Source organism: Rhizobium sp. PRIMUS64, from assembly GCF_023006465.1.
Lineage (GTDB): Bacteria > Pseudomonadota > Alphaproteobacteria > Rhizobiales > Rhizobiaceae > Rhizobium > Rhizobium leguminosarum.
This window is the reverse complement of the sequence record NZ_JALBGX010000025.1, coordinates 23,522-39,948: the sequence shown is the minus strand read 5'-3', so window position 1 is coordinate 39,948 and position 16,427 is coordinate 23,522. Positions and strand designations below refer to the sequence as shown.

Annotated in this window: 15 protein-coding genes; 6 read left to right on the top strand and 9 right to left on the bottom strand. The window is 61.1% G+C overall.

The window, feature by feature from the left end:
* The first annotated feature begins 3 nt into the window (after positions 1-3).
* Positions 4-1,839 (top strand): ABC transporter ATP-binding protein, encoded by a 1,836-nt coding sequence (locus MOV76_RS13055; protein WP_247264670.1) that lies wholly within the window; start codon positions 4-6, stop codon positions 1,837-1,839.
* A 175-nt stretch (positions 1,840-2,014) separates the two neighbouring features.
* Here the strand turns inward: MOV76_RS13055 and MOV76_RS13050 are convergent, their stop codons facing one another.
* The gene (locus MOV76_RS13050; protein WP_130652521.1) at positions 2,015-3,388 is read right to left on the bottom strand and encodes a class II 3-deoxy-7-phosphoheptulonate synthase; all 1,374 of its coding nucleotides are present in this window, start codon (positions 3,386-3,388) and stop codon (positions 2,015-2,017) included.
* A gap of 217 nt (positions 3,389-3,605) precedes the next feature.
* Between MOV76_RS13050 and MOV76_RS13045 the strand changes: the two genes are divergently transcribed.
* A complete protein-coding gene (locus MOV76_RS13045) occupies positions 3,606-4,889 on the top strand; it encodes a pilus assembly protein TadG-related protein (protein ID WP_130652522.1) in 1,284 nt (427 codons plus the stop codon).
* A gap of 173 nt (positions 4,890-5,062) precedes the next feature.
* Here the strand turns inward: MOV76_RS13045 and gor are convergent, their stop codons facing one another.
* Positions 5,063-6,448 carry a glutathione-disulfide reductase gene (gene gor / locus MOV76_RS13040; protein ID WP_130652523.1) on the bottom strand — a complete coding sequence of 462 codons (1,386 nt, stop codon included), beginning with the start codon at positions 6,446-6,448 and terminating at the stop codon, positions 5,063-5,065.
* Between the two features lie 188 nt (positions 6,449-6,636).
* On the opposite strand from gor, the gene MOV76_RS13035 reads away from it, so the two are divergent.
* Positions 6,637-6,849: a hypothetical protein gene (locus MOV76_RS13035; RefSeq protein ID WP_026188416.1), complete on the top strand. Its 213-nt coding sequence runs from the start codon at positions 6,637-6,639 to the stop codon at positions 6,847-6,849.
* A 57-nt stretch (positions 6,850-6,906) separates the two neighbouring features.
* Here the strand turns inward: MOV76_RS13035 and MOV76_RS13030 are convergent, their stop codons facing one another.
* The 3 genes from MOV76_RS13030 to rpiA all read right to left on the bottom strand — a co-directional run bounded on the left by MOV76_RS13030 (position 6,907) and on the right by rpiA (position 8,563).
* Positions 6,907-7,191: an acylphosphatase gene (locus MOV76_RS13030; protein ID WP_112906581.1), complete on the bottom strand. Its 285-nt coding sequence runs from the start codon at positions 7,189-7,191 to the stop codon at positions 6,907-6,909.
* Positions 7,192-7,285: 94 nt separating this feature from the next.
* A complete protein-coding gene (locus MOV76_RS13025; RefSeq protein ID WP_018242272.1) occupies positions 7,286-7,849 on the bottom strand; it encodes a DUF2059 domain-containing protein in 564 nt (187 codons plus the stop codon).
* Positions 7,850-7,864: 15 nt separating this feature from the next.
* Positions 7,865-8,563, bottom strand: coding sequence for a ribose-5-phosphate isomerase RpiA (gene rpiA, locus MOV76_RS13020; protein ID WP_018445131.1), 699 nt, complete (start codon positions 8,561-8,563; stop codon positions 7,865-7,867).
* A 204-nt stretch (positions 8,564-8,767) separates the two neighbouring features.
* Here rpiA and MOV76_RS13015 point away from each other — a divergent pair, with 204 nt between their 5' ends.
* Positions 8,768-9,484 (top strand): HAD family hydrolase, encoded by a 717-nt coding sequence (locus MOV76_RS13015; protein ID WP_247264669.1) that lies wholly within the window; start codon positions 8,768-8,770, stop codon positions 9,482-9,484.
* A 252-nt stretch (positions 9,485-9,736) separates the two neighbouring features.
* A complete protein-coding gene (locus tag MOV76_RS13010) occupies positions 9,737-10,687 on the top strand; it encodes an IS110 family transposase (protein ID WP_049735019.1) in 951 nt (316 codons plus the stop codon).
* A 246-nt stretch (positions 10,688-10,933) separates the two neighbouring features.
* On the opposite strand, the gene MOV76_RS13005 is transcribed toward MOV76_RS13010, so the two are convergent.
* On the bottom strand, positions 10,934-12,847 hold the full coding sequence (locus MOV76_RS13005) for a murein L,D-transpeptidase (RefSeq protein ID WP_018242275.1): 1,914 nt from the start codon (positions 12,845-12,847) through the stop codon (positions 10,934-10,936).
* Between the two features lie 94 nt (positions 12,848-12,941).
* Positions 12,942-13,208, bottom strand: a complete 267-nt coding sequence (locus MOV76_RS13000) for a hypothetical protein (RefSeq protein ID WP_130652526.1) — start codon at positions 13,206-13,208, stop codon at positions 12,942-12,944.
* Positions 13,209-13,269: 61 nt separating this feature from the next.
* Here MOV76_RS13000 and fumC point away from each other — a divergent pair, with 61 nt between their 5' ends.
* The gene (gene fumC / locus MOV76_RS12995; RefSeq protein WP_247264668.1) at positions 13,270-14,661 is read left to right on the top strand and encodes a class II fumarate hydratase; all 1,392 of its coding nucleotides are present in this window, start codon (positions 13,270-13,272) and stop codon (positions 14,659-14,661) included.
* A gap of 61 nt (positions 14,662-14,722) precedes the next feature.
* Here the strand turns inward: fumC and MOV76_RS12990 are convergent, their stop codons facing one another.
* Both MOV76_RS12990 and MOV76_RS12985 read right to left on the bottom strand, forming a co-directional pair.
* Positions 14,723-15,439: a cysteine hydrolase family protein gene (locus tag MOV76_RS12990; protein ID WP_247264667.1), complete on the bottom strand. Its 717-nt coding sequence runs from the start codon at positions 15,437-15,439 to the stop codon at positions 14,723-14,725.
* 35 nt (positions 15,440-15,474) lie between these two features.
* Positions 15,475-16,302, bottom strand: a complete 828-nt coding sequence (locus MOV76_RS12985; protein WP_247264666.1) for a VCBS domain-containing protein — start codon at positions 16,300-16,302, stop codon at positions 15,475-15,477.
* Between the last annotated feature and the right edge of the window lie 125 nt (positions 16,303-16,427).

Here is a 16,427-nt window from a genome sequence, read left to right as displayed (position 1 = left end):
TTCATGAACATTCGGTTCTCCCGTGCGAGGAAAAACTCGCGACGCCATAACCCCTTCGTAAACTTCCTTCGCGATTCGATTTCCGCCGACCGTGGGCGGCGCTGGTCGCGCATGTACAAATTCCTCTCCTACTATCGCCCGCATCTGCCTCTGCTGCTGGCCGATCTGCTTTGTGCTATCCTCGTTGCTGGCACGGCGGTCGCCCTGCCGCTCTGCGCCAATGTCGTCACGAGCCGGCTTCTGGCTCTACCCGATGCGCCGCAGGCCTTCGGGCAAATCCTTGCCATGGGCGGCATCATGCTCGCCGTTCTGGCCGTCCAGATCGTCGCCATCTTCTTCGTCGACTACCGCGGCCACGTCATGGGCGCCCGCATCGAGGCCACGGTGCGGCAGGAACTATTCGAGCACTGCCAGAAGCTCTCGTTCAGCTTCTATGACCGCCAGCGCACCGGCCAGCTGATGAGCCGCATCACCAATGACAGCCTGTGGCTGGGTGAGCTCTTTCACCACGGCCCCGAGGATCTTTCCATCGCCGTGCTGAAATATGGCGGCGCCATGCTGGTGCTGTTCTTCATCGATCCGCCCTTGGCAGCCCTGATCCTGCTGCTCACCCCGGTGGCGGTGGCCTATGCGCTCTATTTCAACCGGCGTATGAACCGCGCGCTCGAAGCCAGCAAACGGCAGATCGCCGCCGTCAACGAGCGCGTTGAGGATGCTCTTGCCGGCATCCGCGTCGTCCAGTCTTTTGCCAACGAGGCGCTGGAGAAGGAACGTTTCGCCGAGCAGAACCGACGCTTCCTCAAAAGCCGCGCCGAGGGCTACCGCAGCGAAGCCTGGTTTTCGGTCGGTACCGAAACCTTCGCCCAGCTCATCACGATAATTGTTATCGTCGTCGGTGGCCTGCGCATCCTGACGGCGGAACTGACCGTCCCCGACATGTTGACCTTTCTGCTCTGTGTCGCTGTGCTGGTCGATCCGGTGCAGCGGCTCGCCAATTTCGTGCGCCTCTGGCAGGAGGGCTACACCGGCTTCATCAGGGCCATGGAGATCCTGGAGATTGCCCCCGATATCACCGATCGACCGGCCGCGCGTCCGATGCCGGCGCCCAGGGGAGAGATCAGTTTTTCCGATGTCGCCTTCGGCTACGAGGCCGATGGCCCGCGGGTGCTCGAGCAGCTGTCGCTCACCATCGCGCCCGGTGAGTTCGTCGCCCTGGTCGGCCCGTCGGGCGTCGGCAAAAGCACGCTTTGCGCGCTGATCCCGCGTTTCTACGATGTCGAAGCAGGGGCGATCCGCATCGATGGCACCGATATCCGCGAGGTGACGTTGGCCTCGCTCCGGCGCCATGTCGGGGTGGTACAGCAGGATGTCTACCTCTTTGCCGGCACAGTGGCGGAAAACCTGCGCTACGGCCGGCCCGACGCCAGCGATGCCGAGCTGGAAGCGGCCGCGCGCGCCGCCAATGCGCACGACTTCATCATTGCCCTGCCCCATGGCTATGGCACCGATATCGGCCAACGCGGCGTCAAGCTCTCGGGCGGCCAGCGCCAGCGCATCACCATCGCCCGGGCCTTCCTCAAGAATCCGGAGATCCTGATCTTCGACGAAGCGACCAGCGCGCTCGACAACGAGAGCGAACGGGCGGTACAGCAGGCACTGCTCAGCCTGGCGAACGGCCGAACCACCCTGGTCATCGCCCACCGCCTGTCGACCGTCCGCCACGCCGACCGTATCCTGGTCCTGACGGCTGATGGCATCGTCGAACAGGGCACCCATGATGAGCTCATGGCGCAAGACGGCGTCTACGCCAACCTGCACAGCGTCCAGGCCAGCATCTGACTGCAATTCCACCTTCGCAGCATAAAAAAGCCCGGCATCGCCGGGCTTTTCTTCATCCATTTGGGGCCACCGCATAATTCCCTAAATCGGTATCGATTTAAGGGTAAAATTATGCAGCAATCCAAAGTGCTACAGCGTCCCTTGCGCGTCTTTTCAGACGCGCGGCGCTGTAGTTTCAGCCGTTCGCGACCATGCGCTTTTCGTCGCGGCCGCCCTTCATGCGCTCGGCAAGCAGGAAGGCGAGTTCGAGCGCCTGGTCGGAGTTGAGGCGCGGATCGCAATGGGTGTGGTAGCGGTCCTGCAGGTCTTCTGCAGAAACCGCACGAGCGCCGCCCGTGCATTCCGTCACATCCTTGCCGGTCATTTCGACATGAATGCCACCCGGATGCGTGCCTTCGGCGCGGTGGATCTGGAAGAAGCTTTCGACTTCCGACAGGATCCGCTCGAAGGGACGGGTCTTGTAATTGTTGAGCGTAATCGTGTTGCCGTGCATCGGATCGCAGGACCAGACGACCTTACGGCCCTCGCGCTCGACGGCGCGGATGAGGCGCGGCAGGTTGTCGGCGACTTTCTCATGGCCGAAGCGGCAGATCAGCGTCAGGCGCCCGGCTTCATTGGCCGGATTCAGGATGTCGATCAGCTGCAGCAGATCGTCTGCCTGCAGCGACGGGCCGCATTTCAGGCCGATCGGGTTCTTGATGCCGCGGCAATATTCGACATGCGCATGGTCGGCCTGGCGCGTGCGGTCGCCGATCCAGATCATGTGGCCTGACGTGGCATACCAGTCGCCCGACGTGGAATCGACGCGGGTCAGCGCCTCCTCGTAGCCGAGCAGCAGTGCTTCGTGGCTGGTGAAGAAATCGGTCTCGCGCAGGCTCGGATGGTTTTCCGAGGTGATGCCGATCGCCTTCATGAAATCCATGGTTTCGCTGATGCGGTCGGCAAGCTTGCGGTAGCGCTCGCCCTGCGGACTATCCTTGACGAAGCCGAGCATCCACTGATGGACGTTTTCGAGATTGGCGTAGCCGCCCATCGCGAAGGCGCGCAGAAGGTTCAGCGTCGCGGCCGACTGGCGATAGGCCATGGCCTGGCGTTCAGGATTCGGAATGCGCGACTCCTCGGTGAATTCGATGCCGTTGATGATGTCGCCGCGATAGGCGGGCAGCGTCACGTCGCCCTGCTTCTCGACATTCGACGAACGCGGCTTGGCGAACTGGCCTGCGATGCGGCCGACCTTGACGACTGGAAGTTGAGCGCCGAAGGTCAGCACGACCGCCATCTGCAGGAAGGCGCGGAAGAAGTCGCGAATATTGTCGGCGCCGTGTTCGGCAAAGCTCTCGGCGCAGTCGCCGCCCTGCAGCAGGAAGCCGTTGCCTTCGGCGACGTTGGCAAGATGCTTCTTCAGGCGGCGCGCCTCGCCCGCGAAGACGAGCGGCGGATAGCTGGCGAGCGTGGCCTCCGTTGCCGCCAAAGCGGCTGTGTCGGGATATTCGGGAACCTGCAGGATCGGTTTTTGCCGCCAGCTGCTCGGGGTCCAATTGTCTGCCATCTCACTCACCCGTTCTCACATCCTTACCTTAGGATGCCTCAATATGCGGCGGCTTATAGACCTTTAGGTCAGGCTTGCAAAGACCAATCGCCGACAGTTGTCGCCTCACCGCCGCCGCCCGGCATTCTCTGATTAAATCCGCATATACCATGTCGATTTCCCCATATTTTAGACTTTCAATGTAGAACCGCAAAGAGTTCAACATCGGGGACATGGCATGGCGATCCTTCCGTCCGGTTTCATATCGGATCGCTCGGGCAATTTCGGCATCATGACGGCACTGCTGGTGGTGCCGCTCTTCGGTGCGGCCGGCATGGCCGTGGATCTCGCCCATGCGCTCAGCCTGAGGACACAGCTTTACGCCGCTGCCGATGCCGCCGCCGTCGGTTCGATCGCCGAAAAATCCGGCGCAGTCGCAGCCGCGATGACCATGAGCGGCAACGGCACGATCTCGCTTGGCAAGGACGACGCCCGCAGTATCTTCATCTCTCAGATGTCCGGGGAGCTGACCGACGTTCATGTCGACCTCGGCATCGATGTCACCAAGACCGCCAACAAGCTGAATTCGCAGGTTTCCTTCAGCGCGACGGTGCCCACCACCTTCATGCGCATCCTCGGCCGGGACTCGATCACGATCTCGGGCTCCGCGACGGCCGAATATCAAACTGCCGCTTTCATGGATTTCTACATCCTGCTCGACAACACGCCTTCTATGGGCGTCGGCGCAACCGCGACCGATGTTTCGAAACTGCAGGCCAAAACAGGCTGCGCCTTCGCCTGTCATCAGATGGACCAGAGCACCAACAATTATACCATCGCCAAGAGTCTCGGCGTCGCCATGCGCATCGACGTCGTGCGCCAGGCAACCCAGGCGTTGACCGATACGGCCAAGACCGAACGCGTCAGCAGCGATCAGTTTCGCATGGGCGTCTATACTTTCGGCACCAAAGCCGAAGACGCCAAGCTGACGACGATCTCCAGCCCCACCTCCGACCTGACGAAGGTGAAGAATTACACCGACGCCGTTGACCTGATGACCATTCCCTACCAGAACTACAATCAGGACCAGCTCACGAGCTTCGATAGCGCCCTGACCCAGATGAATACCATCATCGATCCGGCCGGTGACGGCACGTCGAATATCAGCCCCGAAAAGATCCTGTTCTTCGTTTCCGATGGCGTCGGCGACAGCTACAAGCCGTCGACATGCACCAAGAAGACGACCGGCGGCCGCTGTCAGGAACCGATCGACACCTCCTTCTGCAAGCCGCTGAAGGATCGCGGTGTCAAGATCGCCGTGCTCTACACCACCTACCTGCCGTTGCCGAGCAACGATTGGTACAACAAATGGATCAGCCCCTTCCAGAGCGAGATTCCGACGAAGATGCAGGCATGCGCCTCGCCCGGCCTCTATTTCGAGGTGACGCCGACCCAAGGTATCACCGATGCGATGAAGGCGCTCTTCCTCAAGGTCATCCGGGCGCCGCGCATCACCAGCTAATGCATCGGCTCGGATATCGGAATCGATATTCGGAAAGCACGATGCGTAAGTTCAAAGTGTTAGAGCGTCCTTTGTGCGTCCGGAAGGACGCACGGGGCTCTATGCGCCCGGAAGTGTGCAGCGGTTCCGGGTCAACGACATGCATAAAACAAGAAGCTAAAGCCCGTCGCGGCTCAAAGCCGCTTGCCGTCGCGGATCCGATAGCTCGGCGCATACATGGTGACGAGCTCTTCGGCGGCAGTCGGATGCAGCGCCATCGTCCGGTCGAAATCGTCCTTGGTGCAGCCGGCCTTCAGTGTGATGCCGAGCAACTGCGCCATCTCGCCGGCATCGTGGCCGAGGATATGGGCGCCCACCACCTTGCGGCTCGCCGCATCGACGATCAGCTTCATGATCATCCGCTCGGCCCGGCCGGAAAGCGTGGCCTTCAGCGGCCGAAACTGGGCGCGGTAAACCTCGAGCTCGCCGTAACGTTTGCCCGCATCCTCTTCCGAGAGGCCGACAGTGCCGATCTCCGGCTGTGAGAAGACGGCGGTCGGGATCAGCTCGTAATCCGGCCGGGTCGGATTGTTCTTGTATTCAGTCTCGATGAAACACATCGCCTCGTGGATCGCCACCGGCGTCAGCTGTACCCGGTTGGTGACATCGCCGAGCGCATAGATGTTTTCGACATTGGTGCGAGAATATTCATCGACGATAACGGCGCCGCGCTCGTCGACCGCGACGCCGGCCGCCTCGAGGCCGAGGCCTTGGGTGTTCGGATCGCGCCCGAGCGCCAGCATGACGACGCCGGCTTGCAGCGTGCCGTTGTTCAGCGTCTCCAGAATGAGGCCGTCCTCACCCTTGGAAATCTTCTGCAGCGTGTCGTGGCAGAGGATGCGGATGCCCTTGGCGACCATTGCCTCGTGCAGCCCGCGCCTCAGATCTTCGTCGAAGCGCGACAGAATCTCGGCGCCGCGATAAATCAGCGTCGTCTCGACGCCGAGGCCATGGAAGATATTGGCGAATTCGACTGCGATATAGCCGCCGCCGGCGATAACGATCGATTTCGGCAGCTCTTCAAGATGAAAGGCCTCGTTGGAGGAGATGCAGAGTTCGTGACCGGGAAGGGCTGCATGCGGGTTCGGCCGTCCGCCGGTGGCGATCACGATCGTCTTGGCCGTCACCGTCTGTCCAGTCTTCAGCAGCCGCACCGTATGGGCATCGACGAGCTCTGCGCGCGTTTCCAGGATCTCGGCATTGGCGCCGGCGAGACCTTTCTTGTAGAGGCCTTCCAGCCGGGCGATTTCGGCATCCTTGGCCGCCACCAGCTTTTTCCAGTCGAAGCTGCTTTCGCCGACCGTCCAGCCGAAGCCCGCTGCATCCTCGAAATGCTCATGGAACTGCGAGGCGTAGACGAAGAGCTTCTTCGGCACGCAGCCGCGGATCACGCAGGTGCCGCCGTAGCGGTATTCCTCGGCGATCGCCACCTTCTTGCCGAGCGAGGCGGCGACACGTGCGCCGCGCACGCCTCCGGAACCGCCACCGATGACGAAGAGGTCGTAGTCGTAGGAAGACATGAGGAGCTCCGGAAGGGAATCGCAGGAAGGATATTGCTGATATAGGGGCGATCATCACGAAAACAAAAGCCCGCTCCTGCGTCATCCCGTTCCCATCGCTGAATCTTCATTGTAAACGACTGCGATTGACCCGGTCGCCGAAGGCTGGCAGGCAATCCGCGGGATGAAAAAGAATGCCGGAGCAAAAGATGGATCAAACTCTCTTCGCCAATCTGTGCAGGGCTGGTAAATTCAAGGAAGCGCTCGGCCTCGCCATTCAGGGCCATGAGGACGAAAAATACACGCCGAGCCGCTTCTCGATCGACAAAAAGACGAGACTGCCGATCTTCTACCGCGGCAACAAGCGCGTGGAGCCGGATGAGGACGGTGTGTGGCAACTTGCAAAGAACCCGAACCCATAGGGACTGGGTTCCGGCGCATATGCGATGCCAATTGCATCTGCCGAGCGATTGTTGCTGTCAGCGGGTAATGCGGAAATCCGTCGGGTTCTTCTCAAGCTGGGCTGCTTCCGTCTCGACGCCCGAAACCGACGCCCCCGAAGGCCCGCGCCTGAAACGCTCGATCATCGCCGAAATGGCGATGTCGGGTCCTGCGATCACAGCGACGACGGCCCCGTCCTCTTCATTGCGAACCCAGCCCGTCAAACCGAGCCGTACCGCCTCATCGCGCGCCCAATAGCGAAAACCGACACCCTGCACCTTGCCGGATATCCGCACTCGCACAGCCTTGTCATGATCGGACATCTGCAGTCACCTGAAACCTCGCCGGCGGCATTGGCCGCATCATAGCAAAAAAGCCCGGACGATACCGGGCTTTCGCAAATTTGATGGGCAAGCTTTACTGCTGGGCAGCGGGTGCGGGAGCCGGAGCGGCCGGGCTGTCGGTTGCCGGCGGCGGCGCCTTGATGACCTTGGAAAGCTCGGCGTTGCTCTGCTTTTCCAGGTCGCGGGAAATGCCCTGCGCCCAGATGTCGGCAGCCTTCGCCGTCTCGCGCGAGGCGACCGGGCCGTCACGCAGCAGCTTCTTGCCGACGTCGGAATTGTAGAAGTCGGCGATCGCCTTCAGCTCATCGACGGTGAAGGTCTTGGCATAGGTGAGTGCCGCCTCCTTCTCCAGATCGCCGCGGCGCGGCGCCAGCGCCAGCGCCTGCGCGTCGACCGTCGACGAAATGATGTCCTGGTAGTTCGGCGAATCCTGGATCAGGCCGGCCTTCAGGCGCTCGGCGAGACCGGGCAGAATGTTGTCGAACTGGGCAGTGGCGCCGATGGCGTCGATCGCCGCGCGAGACGCCTTCAGCTGCTCCTCGGAGACTTCCTGCGCGTTGACGGCGGAGCCGAAGGCAAGCCCGGAAAGAAGGACGGTCGCAGCGGCGAGACGGCCAAGACCTGCAATGTTCATCATGAGTATACGCTCCTGTTATCTGTTTGCCTGCAGTGTGCGCACACCCGCAGGACCGGCAATGATCGCAAGTGCCGCCATATTGATAAAGAGCCCGTGTTCGACGACGCCGGGTATGGAATTCAGCTCGCTCGAAAGCGCCTCTGCATCAGGAATGCGGCCAAAAGATGCATCGATGATGTGATGGCCGCCATCCGTGGTAAACTCTCCGTCACCCGACTGGCGCAGAGCGAGTTCACCCGATAGGCCGAGCCGGGCCGCGACCTTTTCGATCGCGATGCGCGTCGAGACGAGCCCGAATGGATTGACCTCGATCGGCAGCGCGAAGGCGCCGAGCGTTTCGACCAGCTTGCTCTCGTCGGCAATGACGATCATTCGCTCGGAGGCGGCCGCGACGATCTTTTCGCGCAGCAGCGCACCGCCGCCGCCCTTGATCAGCCTGAGCCCCGTATCGACCTCGTCGGCGCCATCGATGGTCAGGTCGAGTGCCGGCAGTTCGTCGAGCGACTTCAGCGGCACGCCGAGTTCGACGCAGAGCCGCGCGGTTCTTTCGGAGGTCGGGACGCCTTCGACCCTGAAGCCGCCCGCGACCTGCTCTGCCAGCAGGCGAACGAATTCTTCCGCCGTGCTGCCGGTGCCGATTCCGAGACGCATCCCGCTTTCGACATGGGCGAGCGCGGCCTCGGCGGCCTTGATCTTCATTTCGCGGGCATCCATGCGCCGCCAGCTCCGATTATTGCGTTGGATGTGCTGTTTACACGGCTCGCCTGGCAAACGAAAGTCAAAATCATCACGGAAAATGAAAAGCCGAAACAGAGGCCTGCGGCCTTCCCGGCCGTCGCCGGACGTTGCTTTCCGCCGCGCGATCGCCTACCTCAGGACGATCCATCGCTCCTTAAGACGACCATCGCTCAAAGAGACATGCCCTTGACCCCTGCCCCCGCTCGCCCGGCGCTCGTCGTCTTCGATCTCGACGGCACCCTTCTCGATACCCATGTGGACCTGGTCGAGAGCCTGAACCACACGATCGCGGCCCTCGGCCTCGAACCGGTCAGCTACGACGACCTCACCCATCTCGTCGGCCAGGGCGCGCGCGTGATGATCGAGCGCGCCTGCCGGCTGCGCGGCCATCCGCTCGAAGGCGACGCCCTGCCGCTGCTGGTCGAGCGTTTCGTTGCCCATTATGCCGGCAACATGCCCGGCCGTACCGAGCCCTATCCCGGCCTGGTCACCGCCATGGACCGGCTCAGATCCGAAGGTTACCGCCTCGCAGTCTGCACCAACAAGATGGAAAGCCTGGCACTCGGCCTGCTCGACAAGCTCGACCTCGTCAGATATTTCGACGCGATATCAGGCGGCGACACCTTCCCCGTGCGCAAACCCGACGCCCGCCACCTCACCGGCACTATCGAACGCGCCGGCGGCGACATCGCCCGCACGGTCATGATTGGCGACAGCATCAACGACATCGCCGTTGCCAAGAATGCCGGCGTGCCCTCGATTGCCGTGCCGTTCGGTTATTCTGACGTACCGGTTTCGAGCCTCGATCCGGATGTTATCATTACCCATTTCGATGAGCTGACGCCACAGCTGGTAGAAAGGCTGCTACAGGAATATGCGGAGAAGGTTGCCGTCTGAAGTTTGGCGATCGGCCGTATGTCTTTGCAATCGCGGCCCCCTCATCCGACCCTTCGGGCCACCTGCTTGGATGACAGGAATGTAGGATACTAACGCTTCCGGGCGGGTGGCCGCCCGCCCGGAAGCTGGTTGTCGGATCGTCACCTTCTTAGCCGTTTGGGGCTGTGGGGAGCAGGATCGCAACCGGCTCTTCATCTGGCCCGTGTGGTTGCAGGAACCTTGGGGTTCGTATCCAAGACAGGGACGACGAAGATGACAGATAATAGCATGATCTGTGCCGGAATCGATGTCGGCAAAAGCCATCTCGACATTGCCATCCATCCCGACGACGCAAGGCTGAGGGTGACGTACGACACCGCTGGTCTGAAGGCGCTTGACGCCTTCCTTCAAGAGCATGACGTCAGTCGCATCGGCTTCGAAGCCTCCGGTGGCTATGAATGGCGGCTGATGGTGCATCTGCGGGCCGGCAAGCGACCGGCGGCGCGTCTGCAGCCAGCGCAATTGCGGTTCTTCGCCAAGAGCCGGCTTCGGCGGGCAAAGAACGACCGGCTCGATGCCGCGCTGATTGCGCTCTTCACTGCAAGTCTCGAGCAGTTGCCGGCACTGCCGGACGCACGCTTCGACAGGTTGGCGGCCGAACTGACCTATGTGGAACAGATCGAGCAGCAGATCGCGCTGGTGAAGACCTTTGCCGAGACCGCCTTGTCGGAGGCCGTCAAACGCCGTCACGCGCGCGAGATCGCCCGGCTCGAAACCTGCCGCAAGGCCCGTCTGCTGCGGCTCGAAAAGACGGTTCGCGACGATTGTGACCTGGCCCGGCGGCTCGATCTGCTGATCTCCATCAAAGGGATCGGGCTGCGCAGCGCGCTGTGCCTGATCATTCGGCTGCCCGAACTCGGCCATGCCGGCCGTGCCGAGATCGCCGCCCTTGCCGGCGTCGCACCCTATGACGACGATAGTGGAAAACATCATGGCAGACGCCGCATCCAGGGTGGCCGCGAACGCCTGCGCAAGAGCTTGTTCATGTGCGCCTTCACGGCAACCCGGCACAATCCGGATCTCGCGTCGTTCTATGCGCGCTTGCGCAGCAACGGCAAGGAACACCTGTGCGCCGTCATAGCCGTCGCCCGCAAACTCATCATCCTCGCCAATGCCATCCTCATTCGAAACACCGAATGGACGCCACAATACCAGCAAAATTGAAACATGGTTACTCCCCGCTGGGGAGAAGAGGGGAACTAGCGGCACGGCTGCAACCGCATGAAACAGTTTGATCAGAAGCGAGGCGTCTCCGCAACGTCCCTTCTACCCAGCGGGGAGAAGGTGCCGGCAGGCGGATGAGGGGGCCATACGGCGCGCCCTCTCCTCTTATTTCTTGCACGCAGACACCCCAAAACAAACCGGGCGGCCCAAAGACCGCCCGCCAGCATCACTAATCAGATCCGACTATCAGATCTGCGCCCCACGCGCCTTGGTCGTCGCATCGAAGGCCTTGTCGACATAGGCGTCGCGTCCGTAGACGTCGTCGAAATATTCCACCACGCCGTCCTTGTTCGGCCAGGCAGTGAAGTAGGAGACGTAGACCGGGATCTTCTGCGGCACGCGTACGGCATGGTTCTGCCCGCTGGCGATCTGCTTGGCGACATCGTCAACCGTCGTGCCAAGCACGGCAGCCGCCATCGCACGCGGATCGGCAAGGCGCACGCAACCGTGGCTGAGAGCCCGCATGTCGCGCTTGAAAAAGCTCTTCGACGGCGTGTCGTGCATGTAGATCGCGTGGCTGTTCGGGAACAGGATCTTCAGTTCGCCGAGCGCATTGTCGCTGCTCGGCGGCTGGCGCACCGAGACATTGTCCGTCGAGCCATACCAATCGACACTCGATGAGGCGACGGCATGGCCGTTCACCTCGACTTCATAGCCGAGCTGGTCGAGATAGTTCGGATCCGAGCGCAGCTTCGGCAGCATCTCGTTGATGATGATCGACTGCGGCACGCCCCAGAAAGGGTTGAACTCCACCGTCTCGATCTCGTCATCGAAGAAATAGGTCTGGTTGTTCTTGCCGCCGACCACCACGCGCATCGACAGCTGTTCCTTGCCGTCATTGTGGTAGTAGACCATGTAAGCGGGCTGGTTGATCATAACGTAGCGTGAACCGAGATCCTCCGGCAGCCAGCGCGCCTGCTCCATGGCGACGACGAGCTTGTCGATCTTCGAAGCATTGGTGTCGCCGCCGGTCATGGCGCGCACCGTCGCCTGGCCGATGACGCCATCGGCCTTCAGCCCGCGCTCCTTCTGGAAGTCCTCGACCAGCGAAACGATGTCAGGCGAATAGTCGCTGCTGCCGGCATAGGCGGCAATCGTTGCCGCATGATCGGTCCTCAGCGTTTCGGAACCGTGCTTTCCGATTGCCTTGACGATATTGGCGATCTCGGGTGAGCTCTCGCCAGGTCTCAGCAGCTTGTCGAGCGAAACGACGATTCGCTCTTCGTTGCCACCGTCGGCGGCACGAAGCTTTGCAAGCTCTGCCTTCAGCGCCAGGAATTGCGGGCTATCGGGCGAGCGGCTGGCGATATAGGCGCCGACGTCGGGGCTCATGCGAGCAAGCTTCAGCACCGGGGCCAGATTGACCACCTTGCGCTGGAAATCGTGATAGCCGGAGATCTTGTTCGGATCGATGCGGCCCCGCACCGTGTCCTGCACGAAAGCCAGCACTTTGGCGGAGAGTTCGAGTTCGAACTGCGTCAGCGCACGGTCGCGGAAGGCGGGATCGGGATTGGCCGGGTCGATATCAGGCGTCTGGACGACGTAATCCGCCGGGTCGAGGCCGACGAAGCCCGCATCGGCAAGCACCAACATCGCCGACTTGGCGCGGTCGTTGATCTGGTTGCCATCGACCCAGACGAGCGGATTGCGGCTGTCGCCGTAATAGGCTTCGAGCGCCTTTGCAACGTCAACATTGGCGCGCACCTTGGCCTGCGCCAGGAAGCGGCGCTGCACGGCGGGTTCGGCGCTGGCATCACCGCTGCCCGAAACATCGGCGACTGCGCCGGTGACGACGGGATCGGCAAACTTGCCGGTATCGACGAATTGCAGCGTCTCGGTTTTGTAGGTGTAATAACGCGGACCGCTCACCTTCGGCAGCGGCGCTTCCGGGTCGAGCCCGCCGAGCGATCCGCCAATGCCGCCGCGCTGGCCCACACGGCCGGGCGGCATCTGGTCCATGAAGATGGTGCTCTGGGACCGCTGCCTGTCGCCGCGCAGCATATCCATCAGTGTATAGGCATGCGCGGGTGCGGCACTCATCACTGCCACGCCGCAGGAAATTGCCAATGCGGATGCCGCGCTTTTCAAAACGAACGTCATATATCTTCCAGTCCCGGTGTCATGCTGTTCTTGTCACGAGCGCAAGGCCCAAGCTCAAATCCCGCGAAACTCAAGCAGCGTAGGGCCTCATTGATCAGAAACCGGCCTGCGCCGCCAGCGCCGGCGGACTCAATTTTATGTGACGGAGATCCTGCATGGCGCCGCCCAGCAGTTCACACAAAATTATGAAATTATTAGTTAATTTTTTACCGAATTTTCTCCGGCAGACCAGTGGGGTGAAAACGCCCGGATGCATAAAATTTCCAAAGTGGCCTAAAAGGCACGCCGAAAAGCCTGCGCAAACATGACTTCCGATTTCAATATTTCGCACGGCGTCCAGTTTTCTTGTCGGGCTTTCCAACCTATAAGACCTCATCTTTCGAAACTGCCCGAAAACAGCATGTAAAGGGAAGGCAAGGCTGATGACCGCAACCCGCACCGAAACCGATACTTTTGGCCCGATCGACGTCGCCGCCGACCGATATTGGGGCGCCCAGGCCGAGCGTTCGCTCGGCAATTTCAAGATCGGCTGGGAAAAGCAACCGCTATCGATCGTGCGCGCGCTCGGCATCGTCAAGCAGGCGGCCGCCCGCGCCAACATGTCGCTCGACCAGCTCGATCCTGGCCTCGGCAAAGCCATCGTCGACGCCGCCCAAGAGGTGATCGAGGGCAAGCTGAACGACCACTTTCCGCTGGTGGTCTGGCAGACCGGTTCGGGCACGCAGTCCAATATGAATGCCAACGAGGTGATCTCCAATCGTGCAATAGAAATGCTCGGCGGCGTCATGGGTTCCAAGAAGCCGGTGCATCCGAACGATCACGTCAATATGAGCCAGTCGTCGAACGACACCTATCCGACGGCCATGCACATCGCCTGCGCAGAGCAAATCGCCCATCACCTGCTCCCGGCCCTCAAGCACCTGCATGCCGCCCTTGACATGAAGGTCACCGAATTCAGCCACATCATCAAGATCGGCCGCACCCACACCCAGGATGCGACGCCGCTGACGCTCGGCCAGGAATTTTCGGGTTATGCCGCCCAGGTCGGCTCCGCCATCAAGCGCATCGAAATGACCCTGCCCGGCCTTTGCGAGCTCGCCCAGGGCGGTACTGCCGTCGGCACCGGCCTCAATGCGCCGGTGGGCTTTGCCGAAAAGGTCGCCGAAGAGATCGCTGCCATAACAGGCATGCCCTTCGTCACCGCGCCGAACAAGTTCGAGGCGCTCGCCTCGCATGACAGCATGGTCTTTTCCCATGGCGCCATCAATGCGGCCGCCGCCGCCCTCTTCAAGATCGCCAACGACATCCGCCTGCTCGGCTCCGGCCCGCGCGCCGGCTTGGGCGAGCTGGCGCTGCCGGAAAACGAGCCCGGCTCTTCGATCATGCCCGGCAAGGTCAATCCGACCCAGTGCGAGGCGCTGACACAGGTCTGCATCCATATCTTCGGCAACAACGCGGCTCTGACCTTCGCCGACAGCCAGGGCCATTTCGAACTCAACGTCTACAATCCGATGATGGCCTATAATTTCCTGCAGTCGGTGCAGTTGCTCGCCGACGCCGCCGTCTCCTTCACCGACAATTGCGTCGTCGGCATCGAGGCGCGCGAAGACAATATCAAGGCCGGCCTCGAACGCTCGCTGATGCTGGTGACCGCACTCGCCCCGAAGATCGGTTACGACGCAGCCGCCAAGATTGCCAAAACAGCGCACAAGAACGGTACGACGCTGAAGGAAGAGGCCCTCGCCAGCGGCCTGGTGACGTCGGAAGAATATGACGCCATCGTCCGCCCGGAAACGATGATCGGCCCGAAATAAGAAGGTCGGGGAACACGCCTTAGATGCCGCTGCCTTTTCCCCTCCGCCAAGGGGAGAAGGCTCACGCTGCAGCAGACCCCGCAAGCAGCGCCTCGATCACATCCTTCGAATCAGCCGTCCAGCCGAACAGAAGCTCGATGGCGAGCAGCGACGCCTCGTGGTTGCTGCGTGGTGCATCCGCGGCGATCAATTCCGCCGTGCAGTCGCGCAGCGCGATGGGACGGTAATCGCGAAATGTTGCATCACGCACGGTCGACTCGACGCATATGCTGGTTGTCGCGCCGACGAAGATCAGCGTGCTGATCCGCCTGGTGCGCAGGATCGCGTCGAGTGGCGTTTCGAAGAACGCACTGTATCGATGCTTGGAAATCACCACGTCGCCTGACCGAGGCTCGAGTGCCGGAACGATCGCCGTATTCCAGGTATCGCGCACCAGGACCATGCTTGCGCTACCGTCAGGGGCCGTGACAGTGCGCCCGATATTCATGCGCCTGTGTTTGATCCTGTGCGGAGCATCATCGTTTCCGGCGTCGGAGAGGTCGGAATTGTGCTCTTGCCTGGTGTAGACGATGAGCAGTCCGGCCTTGCGCGCCGCGTCAAGCACCAGCGAGATCGGCTGGACGAGGCGCGTGATCGGCGAAATGTCGAGGCCGGCAAGGTCGAACATGCCGCCGCGGCTGCCAAAATCATGCTGCATGTCGATGACCATGACGGCCGTTCGATCCGGATCGAAGCTGACCGGTTCAGGCCGCGCGGCGATAGAATATCTGCTTCCCATGCGACATCCCCCTTCGCAGACGTGAGTGTCCGACGTCAAACCAACAGCGAAAAATTGTCCATCACGACAGAATTGCCCATGAAGTCGAAACGGATTTCTTCGATGTCTTCGAGATTGACCTCGAGAGTGGGGCCGGTGACCTCGAGATCCTGCTGATAGACGATCTGGCCGTCGTTCAGCGCAGTCAGCGTCAGGTGAAACGGCGATGCCGACAATTCGGCGATCGAAACGCTCTGAAAGGTGAACTCCCCGCCATCGAGCATTTTCAGGCTTACGGGCGCAGAACCGGGCGATAGAACGGTATCGCTGAAACCGTCCTCGGTGATGGCGTCGACACCCGGGATGGTATCATAGACATACCCGTTCAGAAGCGTCAGGTCGTGGCTGCCATTCACCGAAAGTGCAAAGTTGCGATAGTCAGGCAGAGAGAAATTATCGGCCCTCGACAAGACGCCCATATCGTCGAAATCCAGGACCTCGTGGTATTTATCGCCTTCGTTGACGCCGTCGATCGCGAGCGTCAGCACGCCGAGGTCCGTGCCCCCTGAGCCATCGGACATCTTGAAGCTCAACTTCTCGATGAGCTGATCGTATTTCGTTAAATTTTTCACGACGTCGAGTGTGTAGTCCAACTCGTACTCGAAGTGACCGTCAGGTTTCAGTCTGAAGGTTCCGTATTCGCCCCTTATGATCGTTTCGTGGTCAGGCCCATGTTTGGCGTCGATGCGCACGCCATTGACGAAGCGAACATACATGTCCGCTCCCTCGGGATCGCTGGAGAGGCGCAGCAGATTCCCGCGGATCCAATTGTCTTCGAAAAAAACGAGAAGGTCGTCGACAGCAGTTGGCTTTGCATTTGTCATTCGAAGCCCCGGCAGGTTAACGCTGCCGGGAATATGAACTGGCCTCGAACAGAAGGCAACCTGAAGTCGTCTGTTTCGCGAAAAATGTCGATTTTGCCTGTTCTTTCACTCGCTTACCGCGAGTG

Excerpts from the sequence above, each read along its gene's own strand:
- MOV76_RS13055 (WP_247264670.1), top strand. The coding sequence starts at position 4 with ATGAACATTCGGTTCTCCCGTGCGAGGAAAAACTCGCGACGCCATAAC.
- MOV76_RS13050 (WP_130652521.1), bottom strand. The coding sequence starts at position 3,388 with ATGGCAGACAATTGGACCCCGAGCAGCTGGCGGCAAAAACCGATCCTG.
- MOV76_RS13045 (WP_130652522.1), top strand. The coding sequence starts at position 3,606 with ATGGCGATCCTTCCGTCCGGTTTCATATCGGATCGCTCGGGCAATTTC.
- gor (WP_130652523.1), bottom strand. The coding sequence starts at position 6,448 with ATGTCTTCCTACGACTACGACCTCTTCGTCATCGGTGGCGGTTCCGGA.
- MOV76_RS13035 (WP_026188416.1), top strand. The coding sequence starts at position 6,637 with ATGGATCAAACTCTCTTCGCCAATCTGTGCAGGGCTGGTAAATTCAAG.
- MOV76_RS13030 (WP_112906581.1), bottom strand. The coding sequence starts at position 7,191 with ATGTCCGATCATGACAAGGCTGTGCGAGTGCGGATATCCGGCAAGGTG.
- MOV76_RS13025 (WP_018242272.1), bottom strand. The coding sequence starts at position 7,849 with ATGATGAACATTGCAGGTCTTGGCCGTCTCGCCGCTGCGACCGTCCTT.
- rpiA (WP_018445131.1), bottom strand. The coding sequence starts at position 8,563 with ATGGATGCCCGCGAAATGAAGATCAAGGCCGCCGAGGCCGCGCTCGCC.
- MOV76_RS13015 (WP_247264669.1), top strand. The coding sequence starts at position 8,768 with ATGCCCTTGACCCCTGCCCCCGCTCGCCCGGCGCTCGTCGTCTTCGAT.
- MOV76_RS13010 (WP_049735019.1), top strand. The coding sequence starts at position 9,737 with ATGACAGATAATAGCATGATCTGTGCCGGAATCGATGTCGGCAAAAGC.
- MOV76_RS13005 (WP_018242275.1), bottom strand. The coding sequence starts at position 12,847 with ATGACGTTCGTTTTGAAAAGCGCGGCATCCGCATTGGCAATTTCCTGC.
- fumC (WP_247264668.1), top strand. The coding sequence starts at position 13,270 with ATGACCGCAACCCGCACCGAAACCGATACTTTTGGCCCGATCGACGTC.
- MOV76_RS12990 (WP_247264667.1), bottom strand. The coding sequence starts at position 15,439 with ATGGGAAGCAGATATTCTATCGCCGCGCGGCCTGAACCGGTCAGCTTC.
- MOV76_RS12985 (WP_247264666.1), bottom strand. The coding sequence starts at position 16,302 with ATGACAAATGCAAAGCCAACTGCTGTCGACGACCTTCTCGTTTTTTTC.